The following is a 24,913-nucleotide window of genomic DNA, read 5'->3' on the forward strand; positions in this document are numbered from 1 at the left end:
CAGGCCTGAAGCTACATAGAAGCCAAAAGGTATTTGGTGACTTCGATCTGAGTGATTTTGCCTTCGGTCAATGTCTTATTGATCAAATTAACAAGCTTGCTGCTAAGCTGATCTTTGCCATTTGCTCCGTTAAGTTCCTCAGGTTTGGTATCTGCAAGCGTTTTGATAATAATTGGCTTGATTTTGATCTCTTTTATTTTCTCGAATGCTTCCTTTGATTTCGCAGAATTCAATTGGAAAGCGAAATCTATTTGAACGATATAATCGGGATCAGCAAGATTTGTTTTGATGTCTTTGATCTCTGCCGTTAGTTCGACGATTTCATCTGCAGTTAAATGTTTGGTTTCCACACTTTGTACCGCAGCATTTACATCATTCGTATCTTTCGGAAAGATCTTGTCCATTAATAAAAATGCGGCTATCACAATAAGTGTAATCGCAAGCAAAATCGTAAGTAACCACGGCAGCATCTTCTTCATGTTAGCTCCTCCATTGACTGGACTTTAATGGTGGCAGCATATGTGCCTATGTCCCTGTTATAATCCCGGATCTTCGTAATAACTTCATCCGCTTTTTCAAGCACGATCAGTCTTTTTCCGGTTACGAGCGTAATATATGTATCCGGGCTTTCTTCTACCATTTCTACCAGTAGGGCATTGATCCACATCGGTGTTCCATTTAATCTCGTTACCGATATCATAACAGGCCTCCTAACAAAAATAGGGGGAGGAGTATCTCCCCCACGACTTCGCGTTAACCATTAAATAAATACTAAATTATTGATAAAATTAACGCTTCAGGTTTACTACTTCCTGCAGCACTTCATCAGAAGTCGTAATGATACGAGAGTTCGCCTGGAATCCACGTTGCGATACGATCATTTCTGTAAATTCATTCGTAAGATCCACATTGGACATTTCGAGTTGACCAGATATGATCGACCCAGTACCATCTTCTGTATTATTCGCTGTAGTCGGTACAAGTTCGCCTTCTGCATTCGCATTAAGCGTCATACGGTACAGATTACCACCGATTTTCTCTAGACCAGATGGATTAGTAACCTTGGCTACTCCAATCTGTACACCTGCTTCAGTCGTTCCATCTGCCATAGTCTGAACAATTGTTCCATCATTGGAAATGGAGAATGCTGTTACATCATCACCCAGTTGAATCAGTCCACCTCCGGAATCTAGCACATGTAATCCGTCAGAAGTAACAAGGTTACGCGCAGCATCTATGTGGAAATCTCCTGCACGAGTCAAGAATGGTGTTTCTTGGTCTTCTGATAGCTTCACTAGGAAAAAACCATCGCCGTCAATACGCAAATCTGTCGGATTATTAGTAGTTTGAGCGCTACCAGCCAAATGGAGTGTATCAATAGAAGCGATGCTTACACCCAGTCCGACTTGTTTAGCATTCACACCACCAGCGCCATCATCACTTGGAGCTGTTACTCCAGAAACCGTTTGACTCATAATGTCCTTAAACATAACGCGTCCGGATTTAAAGCCAATTGTATTGACATTGGCAATGTTATTACCGATTACATCGAGCTTAGTCTGAAAGCCTCTCATCCCTGAAACCCCTGAATACATAGATCTTAACATGTTTGTTGTCCTCCCAGATTATAGAGTCCTAATAACTTACTAAGTGGATTGGGACCGCGTCAGTCGGTCAGCGGCCACCTCGGCTTTCCGTTAGGACCAGCCGTTTATGAAATTACAATGGCACTGTCTATTTGTGTAAACACATTATCTTTTATCGAATTTCCATCCATAGCTGTTACAACCGTGCGATTTGGAACACTTACGATAAATGCCAAGTCCTTCATTAATATCAAGGATTCTTTACTGCCTTTGGCAGCAGCTTTATCTACAGCAGAAGAAATCTCATCCAGTTGTCTGCTTCCAAGCTCAATTCCTCTTTGTTCAAGTCGCTTAGCGGCATGATTGCTGAATTTTAGAAGCTTTTGTTGCAGAACACTCTCAAAGGTTGCTTCTCCAGTCAAAGTCTGCTTCGGTAATGAAGATCGCTGTAATGTGGCGGAATGAAGGGACGCAGGATACATTTGGCCAATAGTTAGCCTGTCACTCATACTGTCTCCCCGCTTCCTCCGTTATTCTCCGGAGTATTACTATCTGTACCAGAACCATTCTCTGTTGTTGAGGGATTCTGAATTTGTGTAATATCGGTTAAAGCAATTCTGTCTTTCCCCACAACCGCATATTGAATCCCCTTGCTGACAACGATTGATTCAACATTCCCTGTCTTAGGTAGATTTGTGGCGGTATCCGTCCATGTGATATCTTTACCAATCAAGCCGGATACTGAGCCAAGAGACTGATTCATGGATGTAAGCTGTGTCGAGATATTCATCAGCTGCTCAACAGATGTAAACTGTGCCATTTGGGCAATAAATTCTTTATCTTGCATCGGCTGCATCGGATCTTGATTCTGCAGCTGGGTGATCAATATCTTCAAAAACTGATCCTTACCCAACACAGAATTCCCTGTCGTTTTAGTAGATTCAGGAGTTGTATAATTCCACTGGTCTTTGGTAGAAACAGGAGGAGTTGTTGTTGTCATAACCGTTCACCTCTCTTTCAATTGTGATAAGTTTAAGCTTTGGCAGAGAAGGAGTTCCCTTGATTATCATCTTCTTGCCCTGCGTTTGAAACCCAATCTTTCCATTCACCATTTAGCTCTGCGGCAAGAATGGCATCATTAGCTTCCTCACGACTTTCTTTGGAGCGTCTTCCCTGCTGACCACTTCCAGAACCAGGTTGGCGTCCTTCTTGACCCCATTGTGAATTGAGAGGGGTATTATTTTGTGTGACTTCCAACTTTTCTACTTGGAGGCCCTGGGACTGCAATGCCGCTCTAAGCTGGTTCATTTGCTGTTCCAACATATCCTTAGCTCCAGAATGTTCAGTCATAAACTGAGCAACCAGATGGCCGTTTTGCATAGTAATCTTAACATCTACTTGTCCGAGATTTTCTGGAAAGAGTGATATCGTAGCCTCAGCTACTCCGCCTTTTTGCACAATCTCCAATTTACCTGTAATAAAACCAGTCATTTCCTGTGCAAATTGATGAACGGGTACAGGTGCTACTGGAACCTCAGCCTTCAGCGGAGCTGTAATTCCTCCCCGAAGAGCTAGTTGACCGGCAGTTACAACCTCATGATCCCCTTCAATGGTGGTAGTCCCTGATGTGAAGTCTTGTGCTGATTCGACCAGCTTCGTTTCTCCGGCTGTACTGCTCTTCATCACTGGAGTATTCGCAGGCTCTGCTTCAGGATCTTGAATAGTCCCTGAGGTCACAGTCGAAGTTAGGACTCCCTCATTCTTACTTACAGCAGCTTCTCCAGCACGGTTACTTAGATTTTGAATGGTCTTGTCCACCGTTTTACCGTTGCTTTCAGTTACAATAGGTTGTTGTACAGATACACCAGAACTATCATTCAAACTGGAGACCTTCCCCTTACCCTTATTACTGTTAGCCGAGGTCTGTTCTAGCAGTGCCGTGAAGTTATTTAATAAACTTACTCCCTTACTTGCAACTTCATCGTTACCACTTACTGCAGCTTCCTGAATCATAGTAACTAAACTCTGTAAATCATCTTGAACAGCAAATCTCAGCGTATCTGCATTCTGTGCTAACGGTGACAAGCTTCCTGCCGACTCCGTCTCTGATGCAGCATCGCCCTCTGTCGCTTGACTTCCTGATAGAAGAGCAGAGACCTGAAGTAGCCAAGCTTGCAAAGCTACCAAAATAGCAGGATCGCTATGGATGGTATCATCCAGATTTTCAACATCAGCAGTAAGCTTCTCGATGAGATCAGAATTCTGAGTGTCTTGTCCCCCTTGATCTTCTCCAGTCGTTTGAACTTCCTTTAGAAGACCTTGCAATAAAGAGGCTATGTTTCCCAGTAAAGGATCAGTGGGCACCGATGTGTTGTTCGCTGTAGTTCCTCCCATTGTTTGCACTAATGTCTGAGCGAAAGGTACAGCAGTTGATGTTCCAGTAGATGTTGATGAACTACCACTTGCAGCTGTTGTATTTGCACTCACAAGCGATTGAACAACTAAACTCATGTTATTTTCACCTCCTTTCAATATTTATTTAGCGCCCATCAAACGATTAACAATCTTCGCAGTTTGCGCACTATCATTTTTAGTCATTTCCCCCAAAATCGAAGAACGAGCACTATCACTTACGGTATTCATAATCGTTACTACTTTATCAGGGCTAATCTTGTACATTTCTCCTAGTAGAGAAGCTGCATTGGCAGGCGTCATTGAACTAAAGGTTTGGTTCAACTTTTCCTTATCCAGATTTGTACTGGTTTTAGTCGTTGGAGCAGTGCCTGCTTCTTTTTTCAATCTAGATTGAAGAGCGGCAATAGCCATATCACTCGAAGAGGTAGTTTCTTTCAACTTAATCGTGACATCGGCCGCTTTTTGAGGATCCATTTTTTCCAGAATCGCAGTCTTACTTGCTTTATTCATTACGCTGAATATTTGCACCATTTCTTCTGTAGTCAAATTCTCCATAATCGGCGCAGCTTTGGAAGCTTTCATACCCGCGTAGAGCTTTGCCAGATCAGCAACCTGCTTTTGATATGGGTCTTCTGTTTCCTCCGCGTTTACCTCAGCAGCTGCAGCAGCTTCTGTCTTCATTCCATCGATCTGCGACTCTAGCGCCTGAACCTTGGTATCCTGGGCTGTTTTTTCATCAGTGACCTTCTTCAGGTTCTCTTCCTGTTGGGCGAGCTGAGCCTTAAGCTCCTTAATCGTTGTCGCTGAGCTCACTTCCTGCTTTTTGCTTTCTTCCTTCGGTTTAGAAGGATCTCCAGGCGGATCAGGAACCCATTTTTCCAGGATAGGAATTTTATTCGCAACCTCAAGCACATTATTACGAATGTCCATATTAAAAAGCGTCAACAGTACTCCAAGCAGTACTAGCGTGAAGATAATCGGTATCATTAAAAATAAGAACCGCTCAAATTTCCCCGCTGACCCTTCATTTTCAAGTTCCATATCATTGTTAGCCACTAGCGGAAACCTCCCGGGTTAGAGGGATTTCATCGCGAAGCGGACGGTTGCCATCTCATCCAGTTCGTTTTGTTCCCGTAAAATCATACTTTGCTGAAACTGTGTCTCAGCCTTATCTTTTGCCTTTAACCATACTTTTTCGTCTAATACCTTTGTGCTTAACTGGTCTTGCTTCTTCAAGACTTCCTGATGTGCACTTCTAATGTCCGTATGCTTACGGGCAATGCATATATCCAGGTATTCTACATACTCTTGCATTTCACGAATCTTCGCCATAGGTGTCCTTTGTTCTGCGGCATTTTGTAAGGATAACATGATAGCGCTCCGCTGAAAGGTGAGTTCATCCAGGCTTCTTTCTTGTGCCTGCAATTCTCCAAGCGCGCTTGAGAGCATCCATTCTGCCTGTGTCTTCTCATTGCCCTTCAAGTCAACGACTTTTTGAAAAGTATAATGAAATCTCATAATACTGAATCAACTCCTCGAGAAGTGTGAAATTAAAGACTGTTGAACTTCAGCCAGCGTAACTTTTTCATTCACCCTTTGTTTGGTGAATTCCCATATACTGTCTATATACTCCATCGACTCATCGATTTGAGCATTCGAGCCTCTTTGATACGCTCCGATATTAATTAAATCCTCTGAATCCTTGTATACAGCCATTAGTCGCTTCACATTCTCTGCTGCAGCGATCTGTTCTTCTGGCGCAATATCCTTCATTACACGACTAATGCTGGAAAGCACATCTATTGCTGGAAAATGCCCTTTGTTCGCAATACTTCGATTAAGGACGATATGACCATCGAGTATCCCTCTAACAGCATCAGCGATCGGTTCATTCATGTCATCGCCATCAACCAGTACAGTGTAAAAGGCTGTTATAGACCCCGTAGGACCTGTTCCGGCACGTTCTAGTAGTTTGGGCAAGCTTGCAAACACCGATGGTGTGTAACCCCTCATAGCTGGCGGTTCCCCTACTGCAAGTCCAACTTCACGTTGAGCCATAGCATACCGAGTCACAGAATCCATCATCAGCATTACATTAAGCCCTCGATCCCGAAAATACTCAGCAATCGTTGTAGCAATAAGAGCTCCCTTAATTCGAATTAATGCGGGCTGATCTGATGTAGCAACGATAACGACTGACCGCTGCAAACCCTCAGGTCCCAGATCGCGTTCTATAAAATCCAGCACTTCCCTGCCACGTTCACCTATCAAAGCGATAACATTAACGTCTGCCGATGTATTACGTGCAATCATCCCCATGAGCGTGCTTTTGCCCACCCCTGAACCGGCGAAAATCCCCACCCGCTGACCTTTACCGATCGTTAGCAAGCCATCTATCGCTCTTACTCCGATGCTAATTGGTTCTTGGACTCGTGGTCTATTGAGTGGATTGGACGGAATGTTAAAGGTAGAACTATGTGGCATTCGAGCTGGGATTAGAGAACCATCAAGCGGTTGTCCAAGTCCATCCAGTACCTTGCCCAACAATTCTGAACCCACTTGCACACTAAGCGGCTTGCCTGTACCCACTACATCACAGCCAGGTCCAATAGCTTGCAGTTCTCCAAGTGGCATTAATAGCACCTTGTTGTCACGGAAACCAACGACTTCAGCTTGCAGCGGCTTATTTCCTTTAGAAGGATAGATGTAGCAGACATCTCCAATGCTAGCATCAGGTCCTTCCGATTCAACCATAAGACCGATAACCTGCGTCACTTTCCCATTGATCCTTACCGGATCGAGATTACGAAGTTGCTCCTTATAACGGTTACTATCAAGCATCTTCTTCCCCATTTCTCTGCTCATCGGTGTCCAGCGCGATTCTAACCAGCTCTTTCTTGATTTCTGCAAGCTGAGTATCAATTCGGGCATCTATGCTGCCAAAGGAGGAGCGGATTACACAACCTTGATCTTTCACAGTCGAGTCAGGCAAGATCTGTAATTCAGCCTGTGAGTCAACCGCTAATGACAGTTCTTCCCTTGCTGCGTTTACGAAAGCGAACTGCGCAGGTGATACGCACAGTGAGATCAACCCCTGCTCACGTTTACGAGCCAGATTCTTCCGAATCAAATCCATTGCAAACTGCGGTTCTACCGTTAACTGCTTGTCCACAATTTTCTCGGCAATATCACAGCTTAACTCTACTAAGAAAGGTTCAGCTTCCTGAATAATGACATCTCTTGCCTTATATGCCTCAGCCAAAACAGCACGTGCTTCATCCATCATCGCTGCAACCTTGAGCTTCATCTCTTGTTCAGCTTGAGAGACACCCTCCTGATACCCTAGCTGATAAGCCTCGGCTTTGACAGCCTCTACCAGATGTTCATCCTGCTCACGCCGCTTCTTCCACCACTCTTCAGCCTCCGCTTTTGAGGATTCAACAATCTGTTCCGCTTCTAGAGAGGCATTTCGAACCTGCTCTTCAGCAAATTCTTGGGCGTCTTTAAGCATTTGCTTACGTGCTACTTCTGCCTCTTCACGAGCAGGATCATGATAGTGAGTCTCGCTTACAGTCTCCTCTGGAACGGGCTCCTCAGTTAGGCCCGCATAGTGCCGGGCCTGCTCCAATCTTTTCAGTACATCAACTGGAACATACTGAGAATGCTTAATCAGCTTAGACAATGATGTCATCTCCTCCGCCACGAGCGATGATAATTTCTCCAGACTCTTCGAGTCTGCGAATCGTACCTACAATGCGCGTTTGTGCTTCTTCTACATCACGCAACCGCACCGGGCCCATGTACTCCATTTCTTCTCGGAATGTCTCTGCCATACGTTTGGACATATTCCGGAAAATGACATCTCGTACTTCTTCACTTGCAACCTTAAGGGCAAGCTGCAGGTCCGCATTATCAATATCACGAATAATACGCTGAATCGAACGATTGTCCACATTGACGATATCCTCGAATACGAACATCCGCTTCTTGATTTCCTCGGCGAGCTCTGGATCTTGAATTTCGAGAGAATCCAGAATTGTGCGCTCTGTCCCCCGGTCAACTCCATTCAAGATTTGTACGATTGATTCGATACCGCCAGCATTTGTATAATCCTGAGTTACAGTAGCAGAAAGCTTCTGCTCCAGCACTCGTTCAATTTGTGTAATGACCTCTGGAGAGGTGCTGTCCATTACAGCAATTCTTCTAGCTACCTCTGCCTGCTTCTCTTGAGGTAACGAGGAGAGAATGGCTGCTGCTTGTTCGAATTGCAGATAAGACAATACAAGTGCGATAGTCTGAACATTCTCATTCTGGATAAAGTTCAAAATCTGGTTTGGATCAGCTTTGCGTGCAAAATCGAAGGGTCTTACCTGTAAAGTTGCGGTCAGACGGTTAATGACCTCCATCGCTTTTGCTGAACCAAGTGCTTTCTCCAAAATCTCTTTGGCGTAGTTAATACCGCCTTGTGAAATATATTCCTGAGCGAGGCATATCTGATGGAACTCAGACATGATTGACTCTTTCTCACTGCTGTCCACTTTACGGACATTGGCGATTTCAAGAGTGAGTTGTTCAATCTCCTCGTCTCTTAAATGTTTGAATATTTGCGCCGATACCTCGGGCCCTAGTGTGATAAGCAGGATCGCGGCCTTTTGACGACCACTAAGCCCCTGCTGACTAGCCTTTGCCATTAGTTCACCTCTGTTCGTCTGCAAGCCATGTACGTAGCAAATTCACGAATTCGTCTGGCTTCTTCTTCGCCAAACTTTCCAATTGCTTACGAACTTGACTGTCATTCGTCACACTTTCCAAATTAATAGATGGAAATTCGGTAGGAACCTGCAATGGAATGTCTTCATCTTCCTCTTCCACAGTCTTCTTACGACTCCGATAGATTAGATATCCTCCACCTGCTCCAACCAGCAATGCAGCTGCTCCGATAGCCCATAACATCCATGTGGCAAGACCACCTGGTGCGGTATTAGCAGCATTACCACCAAATTGTTGAGAATACACCGAAACCTTTTTGGTTAAATCAGCGTCTGTATATGTAGTACCTGAATCTGCAAGAGAAGCACGAACAATATTTACCAAAATGTTTTGAATCGCTGCCGATGTAGCAGCATCCAAAGTATTTTGTCCTGTAGGTGGTTCAACCGCAACATTTATGGTTAAATCTTTTACAGTAAAGGGACTAGCGATAACATCCTTAGTAATTCGGTTAACTTCATAGTTCCTCGTCTCAGAAGATTCCTCTGAAGTAGAAGTATCCGTGCCGGCTTGTGAAGGGTAGCCCGTTACATCTTGTGAACCAGTGCCTGCCACTCCGCCAGTTGTATTTCCCTGACCCGAATACGAATTACTGATAATTTGTGAACTGATCTCAATCCCCTTCATGTTCTCTGTATCCACAGGGGTTACAAGATTTTCCTTCCGATTTTCCTTGTCAAAGTTCAGCTTCGAAAACACAAGAACATCAACTTTATCTGGACCCGTAAGAGTGCTAAGGAATTGTTTCACATCTTTCTTGACTTCTTCTTCGAATTTCTTCTGTAGAGCGAAGTTCTCTTCGACCTGGTTAGAAACTCCTGCTTGTCCACCTTTGGCCGTTGGCATTAACTCAACTTCATTATTAGCAATCGTAATGTTATCAATTGGTAGATTTGGAACCGCAGTCTTTACAAGGTTGAAGTACCCATCGATATTATCTTGACTGGGTCTGAATCCCGGATTAAATGAAAGCACAACGGATGCAGATGCTTGTTCTTGATCCGCCTGAGATGCAAAAACTGTCTCTTTAGGCAGATTAATCAGTACTTTAGCATCCTTAATTCCTTGCATACGTCTCATTAGCTGTTCTACTTCACCGTTTAATGCATTATTATACTTCACATTAAACTCACTATCTGTCGTTCCTATCATTGACGAATTTTCATTAAAGACCTTATAACCGATAGAGCCCCCCTGAACAATCCCCTGAGAACCGATATCCACCTTTATTCGAGCCGCTTCTGTGCTTGGCACTGAGATGCTCTTTCCATCTTGGCTTAATCGGTATGAAACACCTGCTGTATCCAAGTAGTTCATTACTCCCGCTGAATCTGTGCTGTCCAAATCTTGAAACGCCACTTCATATTCTGTCTTTGAAAGCTGCATGGTTAATACTACGATTATTATTAGAATGATAAACAATGTTGAAAAGAATAAAATCTTCTGTTTACCACTAAATCTGTTCCAATACAGGGTAACCTTCTCCCGATATTGGGCAAATCTTTCATTCACAGTGTCACCCCATCCGGAACTAAGCTAGGATTTAATTAAATTTGAGTTCTCATAATTTCTTGATAGGCTTCAATCACTTTGTTCCGGACTTGTGTAGTCAACTGCAAACTCAGTAAAGCCTGTTGGGAAGAAATCATTACTTCGTCTATATTCACTTCTCCCAATACAAATTTATTACTCATATCCTTTGCTTGTTGTTCCTGATCTGCTACTTGATTGAGTGCATTCTCAAGATAAGAACCAAAGCTCTCCATGGAATTAGCAGGAGTGGACGAAGCTTCGGTAGATGTTGGTTTCATGGCAAGCTGCTGTACAGCTTGAACTCCATTAGTGATATTCTGTATCAACTGTTTCCCTCCTAAAAGTTTTGTAAGCCTATGCTTCCTAAATTCACTTCGTACAAAACTCACTTTGGAAGCGACCCTTGTGAATTACGTTTAGCGACCAATTTCTAACGCTTTACTCACCATAGCTTTAGATGCATTCAGCATCGTTACATTAGCTTCATATGAACGTGATGCAGATAACATATCTACCATTTCTTTGGTAATATCCACATTTGGCATATAAACATAACCTTCGGCATCCGCATCAGGATGACTTGGATTGTATACCGGCTTTAACGGAGAATCATCTTCAATAATGGACTGAACCTTTACGCCTTCACTGCTACTACCGTTCATTTTCGAATTTAGTATATTTGAGAACTTATTACTTTCTGTAGCCTCCATAACAACAAGCTTACGCCGGTAAGGAACGGCTTTGCCATCAACCACCGATGCTCTGGTAGTTTCCGCATTGGCCACGTTGGAGGAGATTACGTCCATCCGTAATCGTTGAGCTGTTAATGCTGATGCACTTATTCCAAAACTACTCCCAAAGTTCATGCAATCTTATCCTCCTTGAATTACAGCTCGCATCATCGAAATCTGACTGTTAATCTGTTCGACATAAGAACTATACCTGAGTTGGTTCTCAGCGCTTAACGCCATTTCTCGTTCTACATCCACATTGTTCTCGTTATTATTCATAGAGGTAGTCTCATCCGTACTAACGACAGCAGCCGGTACAATAGTGTTGGTACCAAATTGAAAATGTCGGGAGTCCGTTACCTTCGCGTTAAGTGTAGGTTTTATTCCACTTTCCTGTTGCTGAAGGAAACTTTCGAATGAAACATCAGAACGTTTGAAATTTGGCGTATCTTCGTTAGCCACGTTATTTGCTAGAACATTTTGTCGTTTGTAGGCAGCATCAATGCCTCCCTGCAATCGTTGAAAACTGACACTATTCAGCAATCCCAAGATAATTCCTCCTTTCAAAGCTATCATAATGAAATGAATTCCACAACTTTCCTTAAAAAACCTGCTTGATTTCGACAAATAAAGTATAAAAGTCCTCTATTTATCAACTTTCACGTCGAACCTTGTCGCAAAGTATAACTTATTAGTATTTTCACATACATTGATTTTCATTTAATTTGTATATTATTACAATAAGAAATAAGCCCTATCTTTTTAAAAAAGACAGGGCTTTAAGCACTTTATTGCTATTTTATTCCTTTTTTCATTCAAAAATATCTTTTTAATTGCATATTTTTACATTTATTTCCCTTTAACTGACACTATATTGTAATTTTCTAATTCCTTATGCCCAAATTCCAATGAATAAATTTTGTCGCTTTAGAGAATATACTGACTTAAATCACGATCCTGTGCAATACTTGCCAATTTCTCACGCACATACTCAGGTGTAATTACCATTTTGTCCAAAGTCAACTCTGGTGCTTCAAATGATAAATCCTCTAATAACTTCTCCAAAATGGTATGAAGTCGCCGAGCACCTATATTCTCCATATTTTGGTTCACTGAAGCCGCTATTTTGGCGATTTCATAAATAGCATCCTTCTGGAACTCCACTTCAATGTCCTCAGTCTTTAACAAATTAACATATTGTTTTGTCAAAGCATTCTCTGGCTCTGTTAAAATGGATACAAAATCCTCCAGCGTCAGACTGCTCAGTTCTACGCGAATCGGAAAACGACCCTGAAGCTCAGGAATCAGATCAGAAGGTTTAGCAACATGAAATGCCCCGGCAGCCATGAATAGCACATAATCCGTCTTTACAGGACCGTATTTTGTCATGATTGTAGAACCCTCTACTATTGGAAGAATATCTCTTTGCACACCTTCACGTGATACATCGGGACCGGAACCCTTGCCTTGACTTGCAACCTTATCAATCTCATCGATAAAAATAATACCCGATTGTTCAGCGCGTGTCACAGATTCCTGAATGACATCGTCCATATCAATTAGTTTGGTCGCTTCATCCTGAATCAGTACTTTACGAGCCTCACGGATAGGAAGCTTGCGCTTCTTCGTCCGCTTCGGAAGTAAACTACCAAACATTTCTTGCATATTCATCCCCATCTGGTCGTTCCCTTGCCCCGCAAACATATCCAGCATAGATGGCGCTGTATCCTCAACGTCTATTTCAATGATATCGTCTTCCAATTGACCAGCTAGCAGCTTAAATCTAACCCCGCGACGGCGTTCACTTAAGCTTCCATCCGGTTCGGAATCTTCTTTAGAATCCTCTTGCGAAGAGTTCCCGCCAAAAATCATCTCAAAAGGATTCTTCTGAGATTTATTTTTTGAAGACGAAGGCACTAAAATAGAGACAATCCGCTCGTTAGCCAGTTCTTCTGCACGGTCCTTGACCTTTTCCGTACGTTCAAGCTTCACCATACGAATAGAGGTCTCTACCAGATCACGCACCATAGACTCCACATCTCGCCCTACATAACCCACCTCTGTGAATTTGGTTGCCTCCACCTTGATGAACGGAGCATTAACAAGCTTAGCAAGACGCCGGGCAATCTCGGTTTTCCCTACACCAGTAGGTCCGATCATCAAGATGTTCTTAGGAACAACTTCATCACGCAGTTCCTCAGCGAGTAGACTGCGCCGATAACGATTACGAAGCGCGACAGCTACCGATTTCTTAGCTTGTTTCTGACCTACAATATATTTATCCAATTCGGCTACAATCTGACGGGGTGTTAGCGATTGATTCACCATCGTGAATTCCTCCTTGTCTCTATGGCACTGAGCCTATAATTGCTCAACAATAATATTGGAGTTAGTGTACACACATATTTCAGATGCAATCTGAAGAGCCTCTCGAGCTATATCCGCAGCAGCAAGTGCTGGAGCATGACGTTTAAGCGCACGACCGGAAGCAAGTGCAAAATTACCACCTGAACCAATAGCAAGCACATCATCATCCGGCTCGATAATTTCACCGTTTCCGGAGATTAATAGCATGCCTTCCTTGTCCATAACAATCATCAATGCCTCAAGTTTTCGAAGAATACGATCTTGACGCCAGTCTTTCGCTAATTCTACGGCTGCGCGCTGCAGGTTTCCATGATGCTCCTCCAGCTTGCCTTCAAATTTTTCGAACAAGGTGATCGCATCCGCCACAGAACCTGCAAACCCTGCTATTACTTGTCCCCGGTATAAGCGACGAACCTTTCTAGCCGTCGTCTTCATAATTACACTCTCTCCGAATGTAACCTGACCATCACCTGCTATAGCTGCCTGTCCGTTATGTCTTACAGCACAAATTGTAGTCGCATGAAAGCTGGGTACCATGATTGTAGTTACCTCCTTAAGATGATGGACTTTCGTTATCGACAGCCTCCGGCTCTGTATAAGCGAGACCCGTACGATTAGCATACTCCGCAAGACTGTCAAGTGCACGATGCGCTAGCATCTCATTCTTTTCTTTTTTATTACGGATTTTCTTCTCTACCTTCGGCAAAAGGCCAAAGTTGGCATTCATAGGCTGAAAATGCTCCGGATCAGCAGAAGTGATATAAGCAGGCATACTGCCAAGCACCGTGTCCTGAGGGAAGATCAGTCCTTCTTGACCGAGTGCGGCTCTAGCAGCATTAATGCCGGCAATCAAGCCTGAGGCCGCTGATTCTACATAACCTTCTACACCTGTCATCTGTCCAGCAAAGTACAGCCTTTCCTTGCCCTTCATTTGATAAGTAGGATGCAAGAGTTTAGGGGAATTAATAAAGGTATTTCTATGCATTACGCCATACCGAACGTACTCAGCGTTCTCAAGACCCGGAATCAACGAGAATACACGCTTCTGTTCGCCCCATTTCAAATGCGTTTGAAAGCCAACAAGATTGTAAAGCGTTCCAGCAGCGTTATCCTGACGAAGCTGAACTACCGCATATGGAAGCTTACCTGTGTGCGGATTAATAAGCCCTACAGGTTTCATCGGTCCAAATAATGCCGTTTGCTTACCGCGCTTCATCATGATTTCAATAGGCATACAGCCCTCGAAGTATATCTCTTTCTCAAAATCCTTGAGCGCTGCCGTCTCCGCAGAAATCAACGCATCATAAAACACGTCAAACTCCTCTTCAGTCATTGGACAGTTCAGATATGCCGCTTCTCCTTTGTCATAACGGGAAGCCAGATATACTTTATTCATATCAATACTGTCTTTCTCAACAATCGGTGCAGCAGCATCATAAAAATAGAAATACTCTTCACCTAACAGTCCCTTAATTTCTGCAGATAAAGCGGGGGAGGTAAGTGGACCTGTTGCAATAACAACAATCCCTTCCTCCGGTATATGCGTAAGTTCTTCATTTATGACTTCCACGAGCGGATGATTATGCAATGTACTAGTAATTTCTCCCGAAAAACCGTCCCTATCTACGGCAAGTGCGCCGCCAGCAGGTACAGCGTGGCGATCAGCTGCACCTAATACAAGGGAATTCAAACGTCGCATTTCTTCCTTTAATACACCTACCGCATTGCCTAGACCATTTGCACGCAAAGAGTTACTACACACTAGCTCTGCGAATTGATTCGTGTGGTGTGCCGGTGTCTTCACCACTGGTCTCATTTCATACAATCTTACCGGTACGCCTTGAGAAGCTATTTGCCAGGCCGCTTCACTTCCTGCTAGACCTGCTCCAATTACTGTTACCTTTGCTGTATCTGTCACTGTCTTCTTTCCTCCTGTGGAGACTATTATTCTGCTAACTCTTCTTCGTTGTCTAAAACTGCCTCTGTATGATCACAAGACGTACATTGCAGCTTAGTGCCTTGCTTATTGCGTTTCTCAATCATCCAAGCCCCGCAAGATGGACATGGCTTAGTAGAAGGTCTATCCCAAGAGACGAAATCACAGCCGGGATATTGATCGCAGCCATAGAAGACACGTCCTTTTTTGCTACGACGCTCTACAACTTTACCTTCATGACACTTAGGACAAGTTACACCGATATCTTTGATGATCGGCTTCGTATTCCGGCAATCTGGAAAGCCGGAGCATGCTAGAAATTTCCCGAAACGCCCTAATTTATATACTAGTGGTTTACCACATTTCTCGCAGATCTCATCAGAGACTTCATCTTCAATCTCAATTTCTTTCATCTCTTCTTCGGCAAACACTAAGCGCTTCTCGAAAGACTCATAGAATTCAGAAAGAACCTTCACCCAATCTTCTGATCCTTCTTCCACATGGTCAAGATCCCCTTCCATATTCGCCGTGAACTCTACGTTCAATATTTCCGGAAAAAATTGTTCCATCTGCTCGATGACTAGTTCTCCAAGCTCTGTAGGCATGAATTTTTTCTCTTCAATAGCTACATAACCACGCTTCTGAATAGTCTCAAGTGTTGGTGCATACGTACTTGGGCGTCCTATTCCTAATTCCTCAAGAGTCTTTACAAGCCTTGCTTCTGTATAACGCGGCGGCGGCTGTGTAAAATGCTGCTTCGGCTCGATCTCTTGCTTATTTAAAGCATCTCCCGCTTGAAGAGGCGGTAAATACTTATCTTCATCTGTAGTCCCATCATCGTTGCCTTCCACATAAACCTTCATGAACCCTGGGAATGAAACCTTCGAACCTACGGCTCTGAATGTTGCCGTACCCGCTTCTATATCAACTGAGAGTGTATCAAGAAGAGCTGAAGCCATTTGACTGGATACAAACCGCTCCCAAACCAGCTTGTAAAGACGGAATTGATCGCGGCTCAAGAACTCTTTAACCATTTCAGGTTCACGAAGTGCTGAAGTTGGTCGAATCGCTTCATGCGCTTCTTGGGCTCCAGCTGCTTTCTTTGAATACTGGCGCGGCGCCTCTGGTAAGAACTTTTCACCATATTTAGCAGTAATCAGCTCTTTAGCTTCATCCTGTGCTGTGACAGATAAGCGTGTCGAGTCCGTACGCATATAAGTGATCAAACCTACGGTTCCCTCTTTGCCTAGTTCCACACCTTCGTATAGTTGCTGGGCAACAGACATTGTCTTAGCTGCTCGGAATCCAAGCTTACGTGCGGCTTCTTGTTGAAGGGAACTTGTTGTAAAAGGAGCCGAAGGATGCCGTTGTCTTTCCTTCTCTTTCACATTACTCACCTTAAAAGCTGCGTTCTTGATTGCCTCAAGGACCTCTTGAACATCGCTCTCTTGATTAAGTTCTTTCTTCACACCGTTCAGCTTATGAAACTTAGCTTCAAAGACGGAATCTCGAATCCCTAGCTTTGCCGTAATGCTCCAATATTCAGTGGGCACAAAAGCGGAGATTTCATTCTCACGATCCATTATGATCTTTACAGCTACTGATTGAACACGTCCAGCCGATAACCCTTTTTTGACTTTCTTCCATAATAGGGGGCTAATCTTGTAACCTACCAGCCGATCCAGTATACGTCTTGCTTGCTGTGCATTCACAAGATCCATGTTAATCTTGCGTGGCGTCTTAAAAGCATCCTTCACCGCTTGTTTGGTGATCTCATTAAATACAACTCGACATTCCTGTGTTTGATCCAAATTTAGTGCATGCGCCAAGTGCCAGGCGATCGCTTCCCCTTCGCGGTCAGGGTCAGCTGCGAGATAAACTTTTTTTACTTTTTTACTGGCGTCTTTCAATTCCTTCAATATAGAACCTTTACCACGAATAGTAATATATTTAGGATTAAAATTATTCTCCACTTCGACACCCGTTTGGCTCTTCGGTAGATCTCTGATGTGTCCCATAGATGCCTTCACAATATACTTACTACCTAGATATTTGCCAATTGTCTTCGCTTTTGCGGGCGATTCGACAATTACTAATGCATCTGCCATAGACTCTTCCTCCTCGTTAACACTCGTACCTCTATATTAAATTACCTTATAAATAGCTCCTGGTAATTGTACTACCGCTTTTTTTATGATTAAAGATAACAGAACTGAATGCAAATGTCCAAAATCCCATCCAGTCTTCACAAGCAGATCGTCCAAAATAAAGGGGCCTTGATGCAGTATATGGTATAGGTGTGACTCCTCATTTGTCAATTTCTTTTCAATTAATAAGTCATCAATCACCTGTTTAGGGGGACCGCTTTCATCCGCTTTTGAACGGTTTATCGGGAGATAAGAAGTATATTCTTCTAAAATATCTAATGCACTGGTTACCAGTTTTGCCCCCTGTTTAATTAGATCAAGAGCACCTCTACTTTTAGGAGATGTTATCGGTCCAGGGACAGCAAAAACATCACGTCCTGCTTCCAAGGCAGCATCAGCAGTAATGAGTGACCCACTTCTACTATCCGCCTCTACAACTACTGTCCCGTATGTGAGACCTGCAATAATACGATTGCGCTGCGGAAATAACCCAGGATGACTTTTGGTTCCAAGGGGATACTCTGTGAGCACTAGCCCATCACGGGAAATCAATCGCTCAAGCTCCTTATTCTCGGGAGGGTAGACCCGATCAAGTCCTGTAGCTACTACCGCTATAGTGCCTCCACCGCGTCTTAGTGCAGCTTCATGACACACACTATCAATCCCCCTAGCTAATCCGCTAACCACTGTTAGACCAGCTGTACAAAGCTCTTCCGCGAGGATCTCCCCTACCTTCCGTCCATAAGCTGTTGGCACACGAGTACCGACCATCGCCACACTGGGTGTCGATAACAGTTCCAAACGCCCACGATAATAAAGAATCCATGGCGGCTGGACTGTCTCCTTCAATAAATTTGGATAGCCTGCATCAAAAACCGTAACCATGTTCACAGCACTTTCTTTCATTAGTAAGCGGCGGTTTGCTATCCACTCCAATGTGTATATGGAAGCAAGATGAATTGACATTTTCTCGGTCAACCCAATCTTTTCCCAGTCTTCTGCGCTACAAGAAAATGCTTTTTCTGACAAAAGCCCAGCTCTGCGAATCTTGTCGATTGTTTTCCATCCAATACCTTCCACTTCATTAAAGCCGAATAGTAGTTCCCGTTCTTCCATATCATTTTTCGCTCCTTAACATGGAAGGCCTAGCCTTCCCTATTTTGTGTTACACATTCTGAAAACGCAAGCATTTCTTTAAATTCTATAAATTTCTATTTAAAATAAAAAAAGCAACCTTTCATCCCTGGATAGGAACAAAAGGTTGCTTACCTCTTAAATTAATTATACACGAAATAACCTCACTACGTAGAGTGATTTACATGTCATAACGTCAATCATTAGTGCGATGTAAAAGCATTGAGAATACCGCGTTCTTCTAGCACACTTACGAGCGTTGAGCCCATTTCAGCAGGTGTAGGGGCTACCTTAATTCCGCAAGCTTCCAGTACGGCAATTTTTTCACTAGCTGTACCTTTACCACCAGAAATGATAGCGCCAGCATGCCCCATACGTTTGCCTGGAGGAGCAGTTGCTCCTCCAATGAAACCTACAACCGGTTTGGTCATATGTTCACGAATCCACTCTGCCGCTTCTTCCTCTGCAGTACCACCGATCTCTCCGATCATGATAACTGCCTTCGTACCCGGATCCTCATTAAACAGCTTCAAAATATCAATAAACTCAGAGCCTTTAACCGGGTCCCCGCCAATACCTACAGCGGACGATTGCCCAATTCCACGTGTGGTTAGCTGATGAACAGCCTCATAGGTTAGCGTTCCGCTACGTGAGACTACTCCAACATAACCAGGCATATGAATATAACCAGGCATGATTCCAATCTTACACTCTCCAGGAGTGATAACACCCGGACAGTTTGGACCGATCAACACTGTAGAACGGCCTTCCATATAACGTGAGACTTTTACCATATCGAGTACGGGAATACCTTCGGTAATACAAATAACCAAATCCAGCTCTGCATCAACAGCCTCCATAATGGAGTCTGCTGCGAATGCTGGTGGTACATAAATTACACTAGCAGTTGCTCCAGTAGCTGCCTTAGCGGCTGCAACAGTATCAAATACCGGAAGACTAACTTCACTGCCATTTTCAAGGGTGATATTAACTGTCGTTCCACCTTTGCCCGGCGTTACTCCTCCAACCATTTGTGTCCCATAATCCAGCGCACCCTTAGTATGGAACAAGCCCGTTGCTCCCGTAATACCTTGCGTGATAACTTTCGTATTTTTATCTACAAGAATGCTCATGCCTTAAGTCACATCCCTACTTATATTGTCAAATACGATAACTGGCTCCTACTTCCAAGCCATTATTGCACAAGAGATACAATCTTACGGGCACCGTCCGCCATAGAATCAGCAGCTACAATGTTAAGTCCCGATCCAGCCAAAATTTGCTTGCCCAATCCAACATTTGTTCCTTCTAGACGCACAACAAGCGGTTTGGTCAATCCCAATTGACTGGCCGCTTCCACAACACCGTTAGCAATAACATCACAGCGCATAATACCGCCGAATATGTTAACGAAAATTCCATTTACCTTTTCATCCGATAGAATGATTTTAAAAGCTTCAGTAACTTTCTCGGTTGTTGCACCGCCCCCTACATCGAGGAAGTTGGCGGGTTCGCCTCCGTAATATTTAATAATATCCATCGTTGCCATCGCTAGGCCTGCACCGTTCACCATACAACCAATATTGCCATCAAGCGCAATATAGCTTAGGTCATACTTCGAGGCTTCGATTTCTTTCAAATCTTCTTCATCTAGATCCCGAAGTTCTTGAATATCCTTGTGGCGGAACAAAGCATTGGGGTCAAAATTCAACTTAGCATCTAGAGCCATCACATTACCATCCGCTGTAACTACCAATGGGTTAATTTCGGCAATAGAGCAATCTTTATCCACAAAAGCTAGATATAGCGCTTGCATAAACTTTACAGTCTTGCCTACCAATTCATTCGGAATAGAGATGCTGTAAGCTAGCTTACGAGCTTGGAAAGTCTGCAAACCTACTGCCGGATCAATGATTTCTTTAAAAATCTTCTCCGGATGTGTTGCTGCAACCTCTTCAATCTCTGTGCCTCCTTCTTCAGAAGCCATCATGACCACTCGACCCGTTCCTCGATCAACAACGATACCGATGTAATACTCTTTAACAATTTGACAGCCCTCTTCTATGAGAAGCCGCTTTACTACCTTACCCTCCGGACCAGTCTGGTGAGTAACCAAGGTCTTGCCTAGAATCTCGGTTGCGTAAGTACGCACCTCATCGATATTCTTAGCAACCTTTACGCCTCCAGCTTTACCGCGTCCACCTGCGTGAATCTGAGCTTTGACTACAACAACCGGTGTACTCAGTGACTCTGCGGCTTCTACCGCTTCCTCCACTGTATAAGCTACTTTTCCATTCGGTACGGCCACACCGTACTTCTTAAGCACTTCTTTTCCCTGATACTCGTGGATATTCATAGCGGTAGCCTCCTAAAGTAGCGTGGTGACCTAACAGGCAGCCTGTTGTCATCTCGCCTTCCGTTTTGATTGCCGCGGGGTTAGGGATAGGCTCATGCTAAACATGCAGCACTATTCCGGAACCAGCAGAAACTGTTCTACCACTCCTATAAGAATGGCCTTGTTTCTGTGAGAGACATTGAGTAAATCTATAAGACTAAGCTTATACTTACCTATATGCCATATAAAGGAACCCAGAATAGTGTAACATGTTTTTAAAACGCTTTCCTTAAATATATTCATGATTTGTACACATTTTTTCGCTTGGTTTCATGCCGGAATGCGAACGATCGCATTGACTGAGGAAGACACTTACTTTTTACTAACTTGAGTATTCGCCTCATGAACACGGTTCAGCAAGCTTTTGAACTGTTCAAGCAGCTCTAAAGTCTCAACACTGGACATCGTTGTTTCTTCCATCATTTTACCTGGAATGCAAGCCGCATTACTTTGAAGAGCCCAGCCCTGTTCCGTTAGTGATATCAGAACTTTTCGCTCATCTTGTGTCGAACGCTCACGCACGATTAAACCTGCAGCCTGCAGACGTTTCAAAAGAGGCGTCAGCGTACCCGAATCCAAAAATAGCGCCTCACCGATTTCCTTAACTGTACATTGCTGCCGTTCCCATAATACAAGCATTACTAGATATTGCGAGTATGTTAAACCGATCTTATCCAAATAAGGTTGATACAGCTTTGTCATCTCACGAGAGCAAGCATAAATGGTAAAACAAAGTTGATTCTCAATCAGCAGCTCAGGTGTGGTCGTCATCTTTTGCGTATCTTCTTCATTCATTTTCATATCTTATTCACCTGCCTTATTCCTTTATTTTATCATAATTCACTCATAACATCATGTTAATAGCGAAAAATCAATTTGACTTTTACATTAATTGTGTTAAATTAGATTGTACACAAACTAATATGGAATTGGAGAGATACAATATGATGACTATTCAGCAAAAAATGTATGAAACAACTGTTAAAGCCGTAGGAGGAAGAAACGGTTATATCGAATCAGAAAGCCCTAAGCTCAATCTTACAATCAGTACACCACGCGAAATGGGAGGTGCCGGCGGCGAAGGTACAAACCCTGAACAACTATTTGCAGCGGGATATTCCGCTTGTTTCGATAGCGCGCTAAACATGGTTGCTCGACTCGGAAAGGTGAAAATTGAAGGTAGTGAAGTAACGGCTACGGTCAGCTTCGGTAAAGTTGAAGATGGAGGTTTCGGCATCGCAGTTAAGCTTGATGTGCTGGTTAAAGGTGTTGACAGAGAAACTGCAACTTCTTTAGTAGAAGCAGCTCATGGCGCTTGCCCATACTCCCGCGCAACTCGTGGCAATATCGCTGTTGAATTGAATGTACTGTAAGCAGCTATAAAAACATCCTCGGGCGGAATCATTGGCCCAAAATACCAGAGCAGCCATTCGCCATTATCGGGAATCGCTGCTCTATTTACTTTATTCTTCTGTCATCACTTGCCGGTCTAAATTACGGTACTGAACAGCCTCCGCAAGATGAGCAGAAGTAATATCCTGTACGCCTTCCAGATCAGCTATTGTACGGGATAGCTTAATTATTCGATCATGCGCTCGCATACTTAGACCTAAATTCTCCAGAATATCATACAGCAATTCGGCACCTTCACGGCTTAGACTTGCATAGCGCCGAAGTGAAGCGCCAGAAAGTTCACTGTTCCAAGAAATAGGCAAGCGTTTAAACCGTTTAGCTTGTATCGCCTGTGCCGCCATCACCTCTGCATACATCTCAGCCGAAGATAAAGCATGCCCCTGTCGATCCCACTCCTTGGGGCGAGGAACATCCACTTGTAAATCAATACGATCCAATAAGGGGCCAGATATCTTTGCGCGATATTGAGCAATCCTAGCGGGACTGCAAGTACAATGTTGTTGGGAAAGCCCACTCCCAAAATAACCACAGCTACAAGGATTCATCGATGCAGCGAGCATGAATTTTGCAGGATAGGTAAAGGAAGCACGAGCACGACTTATAGTAACAACCCCATCTTCGAGCGGTTGACGCAATACTTCTAGTACATTCCGAGAAAATTCGGGCAATTCATCTAGAAAGAGAATACCTCGATGGGCGAGACTGACTTCACCCGGCTTCGGAATTCCCCCACCCCCAATAAGGCCTGCGGCCGATATCGTATGATGAGGAGAGCGAAAAGGACGACTACGCAGCAAGCCGTTGTGGGCATCTTTTAAAGTTCCTGCTGCGCTAAAAATTTTGGTTACCTCAAGTGCCTCACTCTCAGTCAATTTTGGAAGTATGCCCGGGAGTCGTTTAATCAGCATTGTCTTCCCTGTACCGGGTGGACCCATGAGCAAAATATTATGCATGCCCGCTGCCGCAATGGTTAGTGCTCTTTTTACATGCTGTTGGCCAAGCACATCACTGTAATCATCCATCATCTCATTTTTTGCACACGAGGAGACCTCAGAAGTACCGTAAATCGGGGTATATTTAAGATGTTCCAAAGAAAGGACAATTACCGGAGGTCGTTCATTTAGATCCATCCCCTTGCTTACAGATACAGGAAAAGGAAGAGTTGATATAGACGGTTTTTCTACCGAATCTCTCCCATTCAATTGATACTGCTCGTCGCTCCCTTTTATATCCATTGCTGAGTTGGACTGCTGTTCTTCTGGGCTCGCTAAAGCTCGCAAATGGTCGATTGCGTAGATGTTAATCCCACTGATCAAAGCTGCCTCGACTGCATTGCCTTCCGGGAGCAGAACAGCCTTAAATCCATTCTTGCGGGCAGCTTCCACCATCGGCAGTACTCCCGATACTGGCCTCAGACTGCCATCGAGCGCAAGCTCTCCAATGAAGAGTACCTCTTTAGCTGAGGGCATAACCACCTGACCACTAGTAATCAGTATTCCCAGAGCAATCGCAAGATCAAAGGCGGAGCCTTCTTTTCGTAGGTCGGCTGGAGCTAGATTTATCGTGATGCGCTGCTGAGGATAGCGATAACCGCAGTTCTTAACGGCGGCTCTTACTCGTTCTACCGCCTCACGAATCGCTGAATCCGGTAAGCCAATGATATTCGTCTGCGGTAATCCATTCGCAAGATCAATTTCAACACCAATCATTACCCCTTCAATTCCATACAAGCACGCACTATGCATTTTTCCATACATAAAAACACCTCATCTCCTGAAATACACCCCTGATTGGGTGTTAAATCTTCAAGAAAAAAGGTGCTTCCTTATTTTCCGACTATAAAATAGCTATTATATCTCATTATATAGAGAAAATCTTATCGTAATCAACAATTATTCAATAATTATCAGCAAAAAACTAGATTGCATAAACGCGCATTTTTAACCTTTTAGACCTAAATCATCCTTCTTCACTGACTACGACAGAGTCTCTGATCTGTTCAAAGGTCAACGGTTTATAGTTCCAATGCTCCACACAAATATTAAAATAATTATTCCCCTCATATTTTTGACCGTGAATATGACCGTGCACATTTACGTAAGGGATATGCTTATTCATATACATTGGCTCATGGGAGAGAAAAAAGAAGTCTTTATAAATCAACGGATATTCACTAACCTCGTCAAAGCCTGCTTCAAGCCACCACCTACGGCTGCGCCCGCGATCATGATTGCCGAGAATCAGAGTCTTATAACCATGTAACCTCTGCACAATAGCACGTGTCGCTTCCTTGTTAAGAAACGAAAAGTCACCCAAATGAAACACTTTATCATCCGGATCCACTACTGAATTCCAACTCTCAATCATGGCTTCATTCATTTGCTCAACATCTATAAAGGGTCTGGATTCAAAATCAATAATCAACTTATGTCCAAAATGATGGTCGGATGTAAAAAAAACGTTAGCCATGTTCACCCTTCTTTCTT

At 43.6% G+C, this 24,913-nt stretch carries 26 protein-coding genes; 1 reads left to right on the top strand and 25 read right to left on the bottom strand.

What is annotated here, in order from left to right:
• Positions 1 to 11: 11 nt before the first annotated feature.
• From NST74_RS18150 to NST74_RS18260, 23 genes are all read right to left on the bottom strand, one after another.
• Complete coding sequence (locus tag NST74_RS18150) at positions 12 to 479, bottom strand: flagellar basal body-associated FliL family protein (protein WP_042128920.1); 468 nt, start codon at positions 477 to 479, stop codon at positions 12 to 14.
• Positions 476 to 700: a flagellar FlbD family protein gene (locus tag NST74_RS18155; RefSeq protein ID WP_042128923.1), complete on the bottom strand. Its 225-nt coding sequence runs from the start codon at positions 698 to 700 to the stop codon at positions 476 to 478. Before NST74_RS18155 ends, NST74_RS18150 begins: the two co-directional genes overlap by 4 nt.
• An 88-nt stretch (positions 701 to 788) precedes the next feature.
• A complete protein-coding gene (flgG, locus tag NST74_RS18160) occupies positions 789 to 1,607 on the bottom strand; it encodes a flagellar basal body rod protein FlgG (RefSeq protein ID WP_042128925.1) in 819 nt (272 codons plus the stop codon).
• 104 nt (positions 1,608 to 1,711) lie between these two features.
• On the bottom strand, positions 1,712 to 2,095 hold the full coding sequence (locus NST74_RS18165; RefSeq protein WP_042128927.1) for a TIGR02530 family flagellar biosynthesis protein: 384 nt from the start codon (positions 2,093 to 2,095) through the stop codon (positions 1,712 to 1,714).
• Positions 2,092 to 2,586: a flagellar hook capping FlgD N-terminal domain-containing protein gene (locus NST74_RS18170; RefSeq protein ID WP_341113688.1), complete on the bottom strand. Its 495-nt coding sequence runs from the start codon at positions 2,584 to 2,586 to the stop codon at positions 2,092 to 2,094. The genes NST74_RS18165 and NST74_RS18170 overlap by 4 nt, the downstream gene beginning before the upstream one ends.
• 32 nt (positions 2,587 to 2,618) lie before the next feature.
• On the bottom strand, positions 2,619 to 4,097 hold the full coding sequence (locus NST74_RS18175) for a flagellar hook-length control protein FliK (RefSeq protein WP_341113689.1): 1,479 nt from the start codon (positions 4,095 to 4,097) through the stop codon (positions 2,619 to 2,621).
• Between the two features lie 24 nt (positions 4,098 to 4,121).
• On the bottom strand, positions 4,122 to 5,057 hold the full coding sequence (locus NST74_RS18180) for a MotE family protein (RefSeq protein ID WP_341113690.1): 936 nt from the start codon (positions 5,055 to 5,057) through the stop codon (positions 4,122 to 4,124).
• 18 nt (positions 5,058 to 5,075) lie between these two features.
• Positions 5,076 to 5,519 (bottom strand): flagellar export protein FliJ, encoded by a 444-nt coding sequence (gene fliJ, locus NST74_RS18185; protein ID WP_341113691.1) that lies wholly within the window; start codon positions 5,517 to 5,519, stop codon positions 5,076 to 5,078.
• A 9-nt stretch (positions 5,520 to 5,528) separates the two neighbouring features.
• The gene (gene fliI, locus NST74_RS18190; protein WP_179085815.1) at positions 5,529 to 6,842 is read right to left on the bottom strand and encodes a flagellar protein export ATPase FliI; all 1,314 of its coding nucleotides are present in this window, start codon (positions 6,840 to 6,842) and stop codon (positions 5,529 to 5,531) included.
• Positions 6,835 to 7,683 (bottom strand): FliH/SctL family protein, encoded by an 849-nt coding sequence (locus NST74_RS18195; RefSeq protein WP_042128933.1) that lies wholly within the window; start codon positions 7,681 to 7,683, stop codon positions 6,835 to 6,837. Before NST74_RS18195 ends, fliI begins: the two co-directional genes overlap by 8 nt.
• Positions 7,676 to 8,692, bottom strand: a complete 1,017-nt coding sequence (fliG, locus tag NST74_RS18200; RefSeq protein ID WP_042128934.1) for a flagellar motor switch protein FliG — start codon at positions 8,690 to 8,692, stop codon at positions 7,676 to 7,678. The genes NST74_RS18195 and fliG overlap by 8 nt, the downstream gene beginning before the upstream one ends.
• A gap of 4 nt (positions 8,693 to 8,696) precedes the next feature.
• A complete protein-coding gene (fliF, locus tag NST74_RS18205) occupies positions 8,697 to 10,283 on the bottom strand; it encodes a flagellar basal-body MS-ring/collar protein FliF (RefSeq protein WP_042128936.1) in 1,587 nt (528 codons plus the stop codon).
• Between the two features lie 35 nt (positions 10,284 to 10,318).
• The gene (gene fliE / locus NST74_RS18210; RefSeq protein ID WP_339287152.1) at positions 10,319 to 10,630 is read right to left on the bottom strand and encodes a flagellar hook-basal body complex protein FliE; all 312 of its coding nucleotides are present in this window, start codon (positions 10,628 to 10,630) and stop codon (positions 10,319 to 10,321) included.
• Between the two features lie 90 nt (positions 10,631 to 10,720).
• The gene (gene flgC, locus NST74_RS18215) at positions 10,721 to 11,170 is read right to left on the bottom strand and encodes a flagellar basal body rod protein FlgC (RefSeq protein ID WP_042128940.1); all 450 of its coding nucleotides are present in this window, start codon (positions 11,168 to 11,170) and stop codon (positions 10,721 to 10,723) included.
• Between the two features lie 6 nt (positions 11,171 to 11,176).
• Complete coding sequence (flgB, locus tag NST74_RS18220) at positions 11,177 to 11,584, bottom strand: flagellar basal body rod protein FlgB (RefSeq protein ID WP_042128942.1); 408 nt, start codon at positions 11,582 to 11,584, stop codon at positions 11,177 to 11,179.
• A gap of 378 nt (positions 11,585 to 11,962) precedes the next feature.
• Positions 11,963 to 13,363, bottom strand: coding sequence for an ATP-dependent protease ATPase subunit HslU (gene hslU, locus NST74_RS18225; protein WP_076119549.1), 1,401 nt, complete (start codon positions 13,361 to 13,363; stop codon positions 11,963 to 11,965).
• Between the two features lie 33 nt (positions 13,364 to 13,396).
• Positions 13,397 to 13,939, bottom strand: coding sequence for an ATP-dependent protease subunit HslV (gene hslV / locus NST74_RS18230; protein ID WP_042128945.1), 543 nt, complete (start codon positions 13,937 to 13,939; stop codon positions 13,397 to 13,399).
• A 16-nt stretch (positions 13,940 to 13,955) separates the two neighbouring features.
• Entirely contained in the window at positions 13,956 to 15,347 is a 1,392-nt protein-coding gene (gene trmFO, locus NST74_RS18235) for an FADH(2)-oxidizing methylenetetrahydrofolate--tRNA-(uracil(54)-C(5))-methyltransferase TrmFO (RefSeq protein ID WP_283936250.1), read from the bottom strand.
• The gene (gene topA / locus NST74_RS18240; RefSeq protein WP_042128949.1) at positions 15,347 to 17,446 is read right to left on the bottom strand and encodes a type I DNA topoisomerase; all 2,100 of its coding nucleotides are present in this window, start codon (positions 17,444 to 17,446) and stop codon (positions 15,347 to 15,349) included. Before topA ends, trmFO begins: the two co-directional genes overlap by 1 nt.
• A gap of 36 nt (positions 17,447 to 17,482) precedes the next feature.
• Positions 17,483 to 18,601 carry a DNA-processing protein DprA gene (gene dprA / locus NST74_RS18245; RefSeq protein ID WP_341113692.1) on the bottom strand — a complete coding sequence of 373 codons (1,119 nt, stop codon included), beginning with the start codon at positions 18,599 to 18,601 and terminating at the stop codon, positions 17,483 to 17,485.
• Between the two features lie 221 nt (positions 18,602 to 18,822).
• Entirely contained in the window at positions 18,823 to 19,752 is a 930-nt protein-coding gene (sucD, locus tag NST74_RS18250; RefSeq protein WP_042128953.1) for a succinate--CoA ligase subunit alpha, read from the bottom strand.
• 62 nt (positions 19,753 to 19,814) lie between these two features.
• Complete coding sequence (gene sucC, locus NST74_RS18255) at positions 19,815 to 20,975, bottom strand: ADP-forming succinate--CoA ligase subunit beta (RefSeq protein ID WP_042128955.1); 1,161 nt, start codon at positions 20,973 to 20,975, stop codon at positions 19,815 to 19,817.
• Between the two features lie 351 nt (positions 20,976 to 21,326).
• The gene (locus NST74_RS18260; RefSeq protein ID WP_212567874.1) at positions 21,327 to 21,815 is read right to left on the bottom strand and encodes a MarR family winged helix-turn-helix transcriptional regulator; all 489 of its coding nucleotides are present in this window, start codon (positions 21,813 to 21,815) and stop codon (positions 21,327 to 21,329) included.
• 143 nt (positions 21,816 to 21,958) lie between these two features.
• Between NST74_RS18260 and NST74_RS18265 the strand changes: the two genes are divergently transcribed.
• Complete coding sequence (locus NST74_RS18265) at positions 21,959 to 22,387, top strand: organic hydroperoxide resistance protein (protein WP_042128957.1); 429 nt, start codon at positions 21,959 to 21,961, stop codon at positions 22,385 to 22,387.
• A gap of 90 nt (positions 22,388 to 22,477) precedes the next feature.
• Here the strand turns inward: NST74_RS18265 and NST74_RS18270 are convergent, their stop codons facing one another.
• Both NST74_RS18270 and NST74_RS18275 read right to left on the bottom strand, forming a co-directional pair.
• A complete protein-coding gene (locus tag NST74_RS18270) occupies positions 22,478 to 24,184 on the bottom strand; it encodes a YifB family Mg chelatase-like AAA ATPase (protein WP_341113694.1) in 1,707 nt (568 codons plus the stop codon).
• A gap of 202 nt (positions 24,185 to 24,386) precedes the next feature.
• Positions 24,387 to 24,896 carry a phosphoesterase gene (locus NST74_RS18275; RefSeq protein WP_341113696.1) on the bottom strand — a complete coding sequence of 170 codons (510 nt, stop codon included), beginning with the start codon at positions 24,894 to 24,896 and terminating at the stop codon, positions 24,387 to 24,389.
• Positions 24,897 to 24,913 lie beyond the last annotated feature (17 nt).

The organism is Paenibacillus sp. FSL F4-0125 (genome assembly GCF_038008565.1).
In the GTDB taxonomy this organism is placed as follows: domain Bacteria; phylum Bacillota; class Bacilli; order Paenibacillales; family Paenibacillaceae; genus Paenibacillus_AQ.

Bases quoted from the DNA above. Each gene is read 5' to 3' on its own strand.
- NST74_RS18150 (WP_042128920.1), bottom strand. From the start codon at position 479: ATGAAGAAGATGCTGCCGTGGTTACTTACGATTTTGCTTGCGATTACA.
- NST74_RS18155 (WP_042128923.1), bottom strand. From the start codon at position 700: ATGATATCGGTAACGAGATTAAATGGAACACCGATGTGGATCAATGCC.
- flgG (WP_042128925.1), bottom strand. From the start codon at position 1,607: ATGTTAAGATCTATGTATTCAGGGGTTTCAGGGATGAGAGGCTTTCAG.
- NST74_RS18165 (WP_042128927.1), bottom strand. From the start codon at position 2,095: ATGAGTGACAGGCTAACTATTGGCCAAATGTATCCTGCGTCCCTTCAT.
- NST74_RS18170 (WP_341113688.1), bottom strand. From the start codon at position 2,586: ATGACAACAACAACTCCTCCTGTTTCTACCAAAGACCAGTGGAATTAT.
- NST74_RS18175 (WP_341113689.1), bottom strand. From the start codon at position 4,097: ATGAGTTTAGTTGTTCAATCGCTTGTGAGTGCAAATACAACAGCTGCA.
- fliJ (WP_341113691.1), bottom strand. From the start codon at position 5,519: ATGAGATTTCATTATACTTTTCAAAAAGTCGTTGACTTGAAGGGCAAT.
- fliI (WP_179085815.1), bottom strand. From the start codon at position 6,842: ATGCTTGATAGTAACCGTTATAAGGAGCAACTTCGTAATCTCGATCCG.
- fliG (WP_042128934.1), bottom strand. From the start codon at position 8,692: ATGGCAAAGGCTAGTCAGCAGGGGCTTAGTGGTCGTCAAAAGGCCGCG.
- flgC (WP_042128940.1), bottom strand. From the start codon at position 11,170: ATGAACTTTGGGAGTAGTTTTGGAATAAGTGCATCAGCATTAACAGCT.
- hslU (WP_076119549.1), bottom strand. From the start codon at position 13,363: ATGGTGAATCAATCGCTAACACCCCGTCAGATTGTAGCCGAATTGGAT.
- hslV (WP_042128945.1), bottom strand. From the start codon at position 13,939: ATGGTACCCAGCTTTCATGCGACTACAATTTGTGCTGTAAGACATAAC.
- topA (WP_042128949.1), bottom strand. From the start codon at position 17,446: ATGGCAGATGCATTAGTAATTGTCGAATCGCCCGCAAAAGCGAAGACA.
- dprA (WP_341113692.1), bottom strand. From the start codon at position 18,601: ATGGAAGAACGGGAACTACTATTCGGCTTTAATGAAGTGGAAGGTATT.
- sucD (WP_042128953.1), bottom strand. From the start codon at position 19,752: ATGAGCATTCTTGTAGATAAAAATACGAAAGTTATCACGCAAGGTATT.
- sucC (WP_042128955.1), bottom strand. From the start codon at position 20,975: ATGAATATCCACGAGTATCAGGGAAAAGAAGTGCTTAAGAAGTACGGT.
- NST74_RS18260 (WP_212567874.1), bottom strand. From the start codon at position 21,815: ATGAAAATGAATGAAGAAGATACGCAAAAGATGACGACCACACCTGAG.
- NST74_RS18265 (WP_042128957.1), top strand. From the start codon at position 21,959: ATGATGACTATTCAGCAAAAAATGTATGAAACAACTGTTAAAGCCGTA.
- NST74_RS18270 (WP_341113694.1), bottom strand. From the start codon at position 24,184: ATGTATGGAAAAATGCATAGTGCGTGCTTGTATGGAATTGAAGGGGTA.
- NST74_RS18275 (WP_341113696.1), bottom strand. From the start codon at position 24,896: ATGGCTAACGTTTTTTTTACATCCGACCATCATTTTGGACATAAGTTG.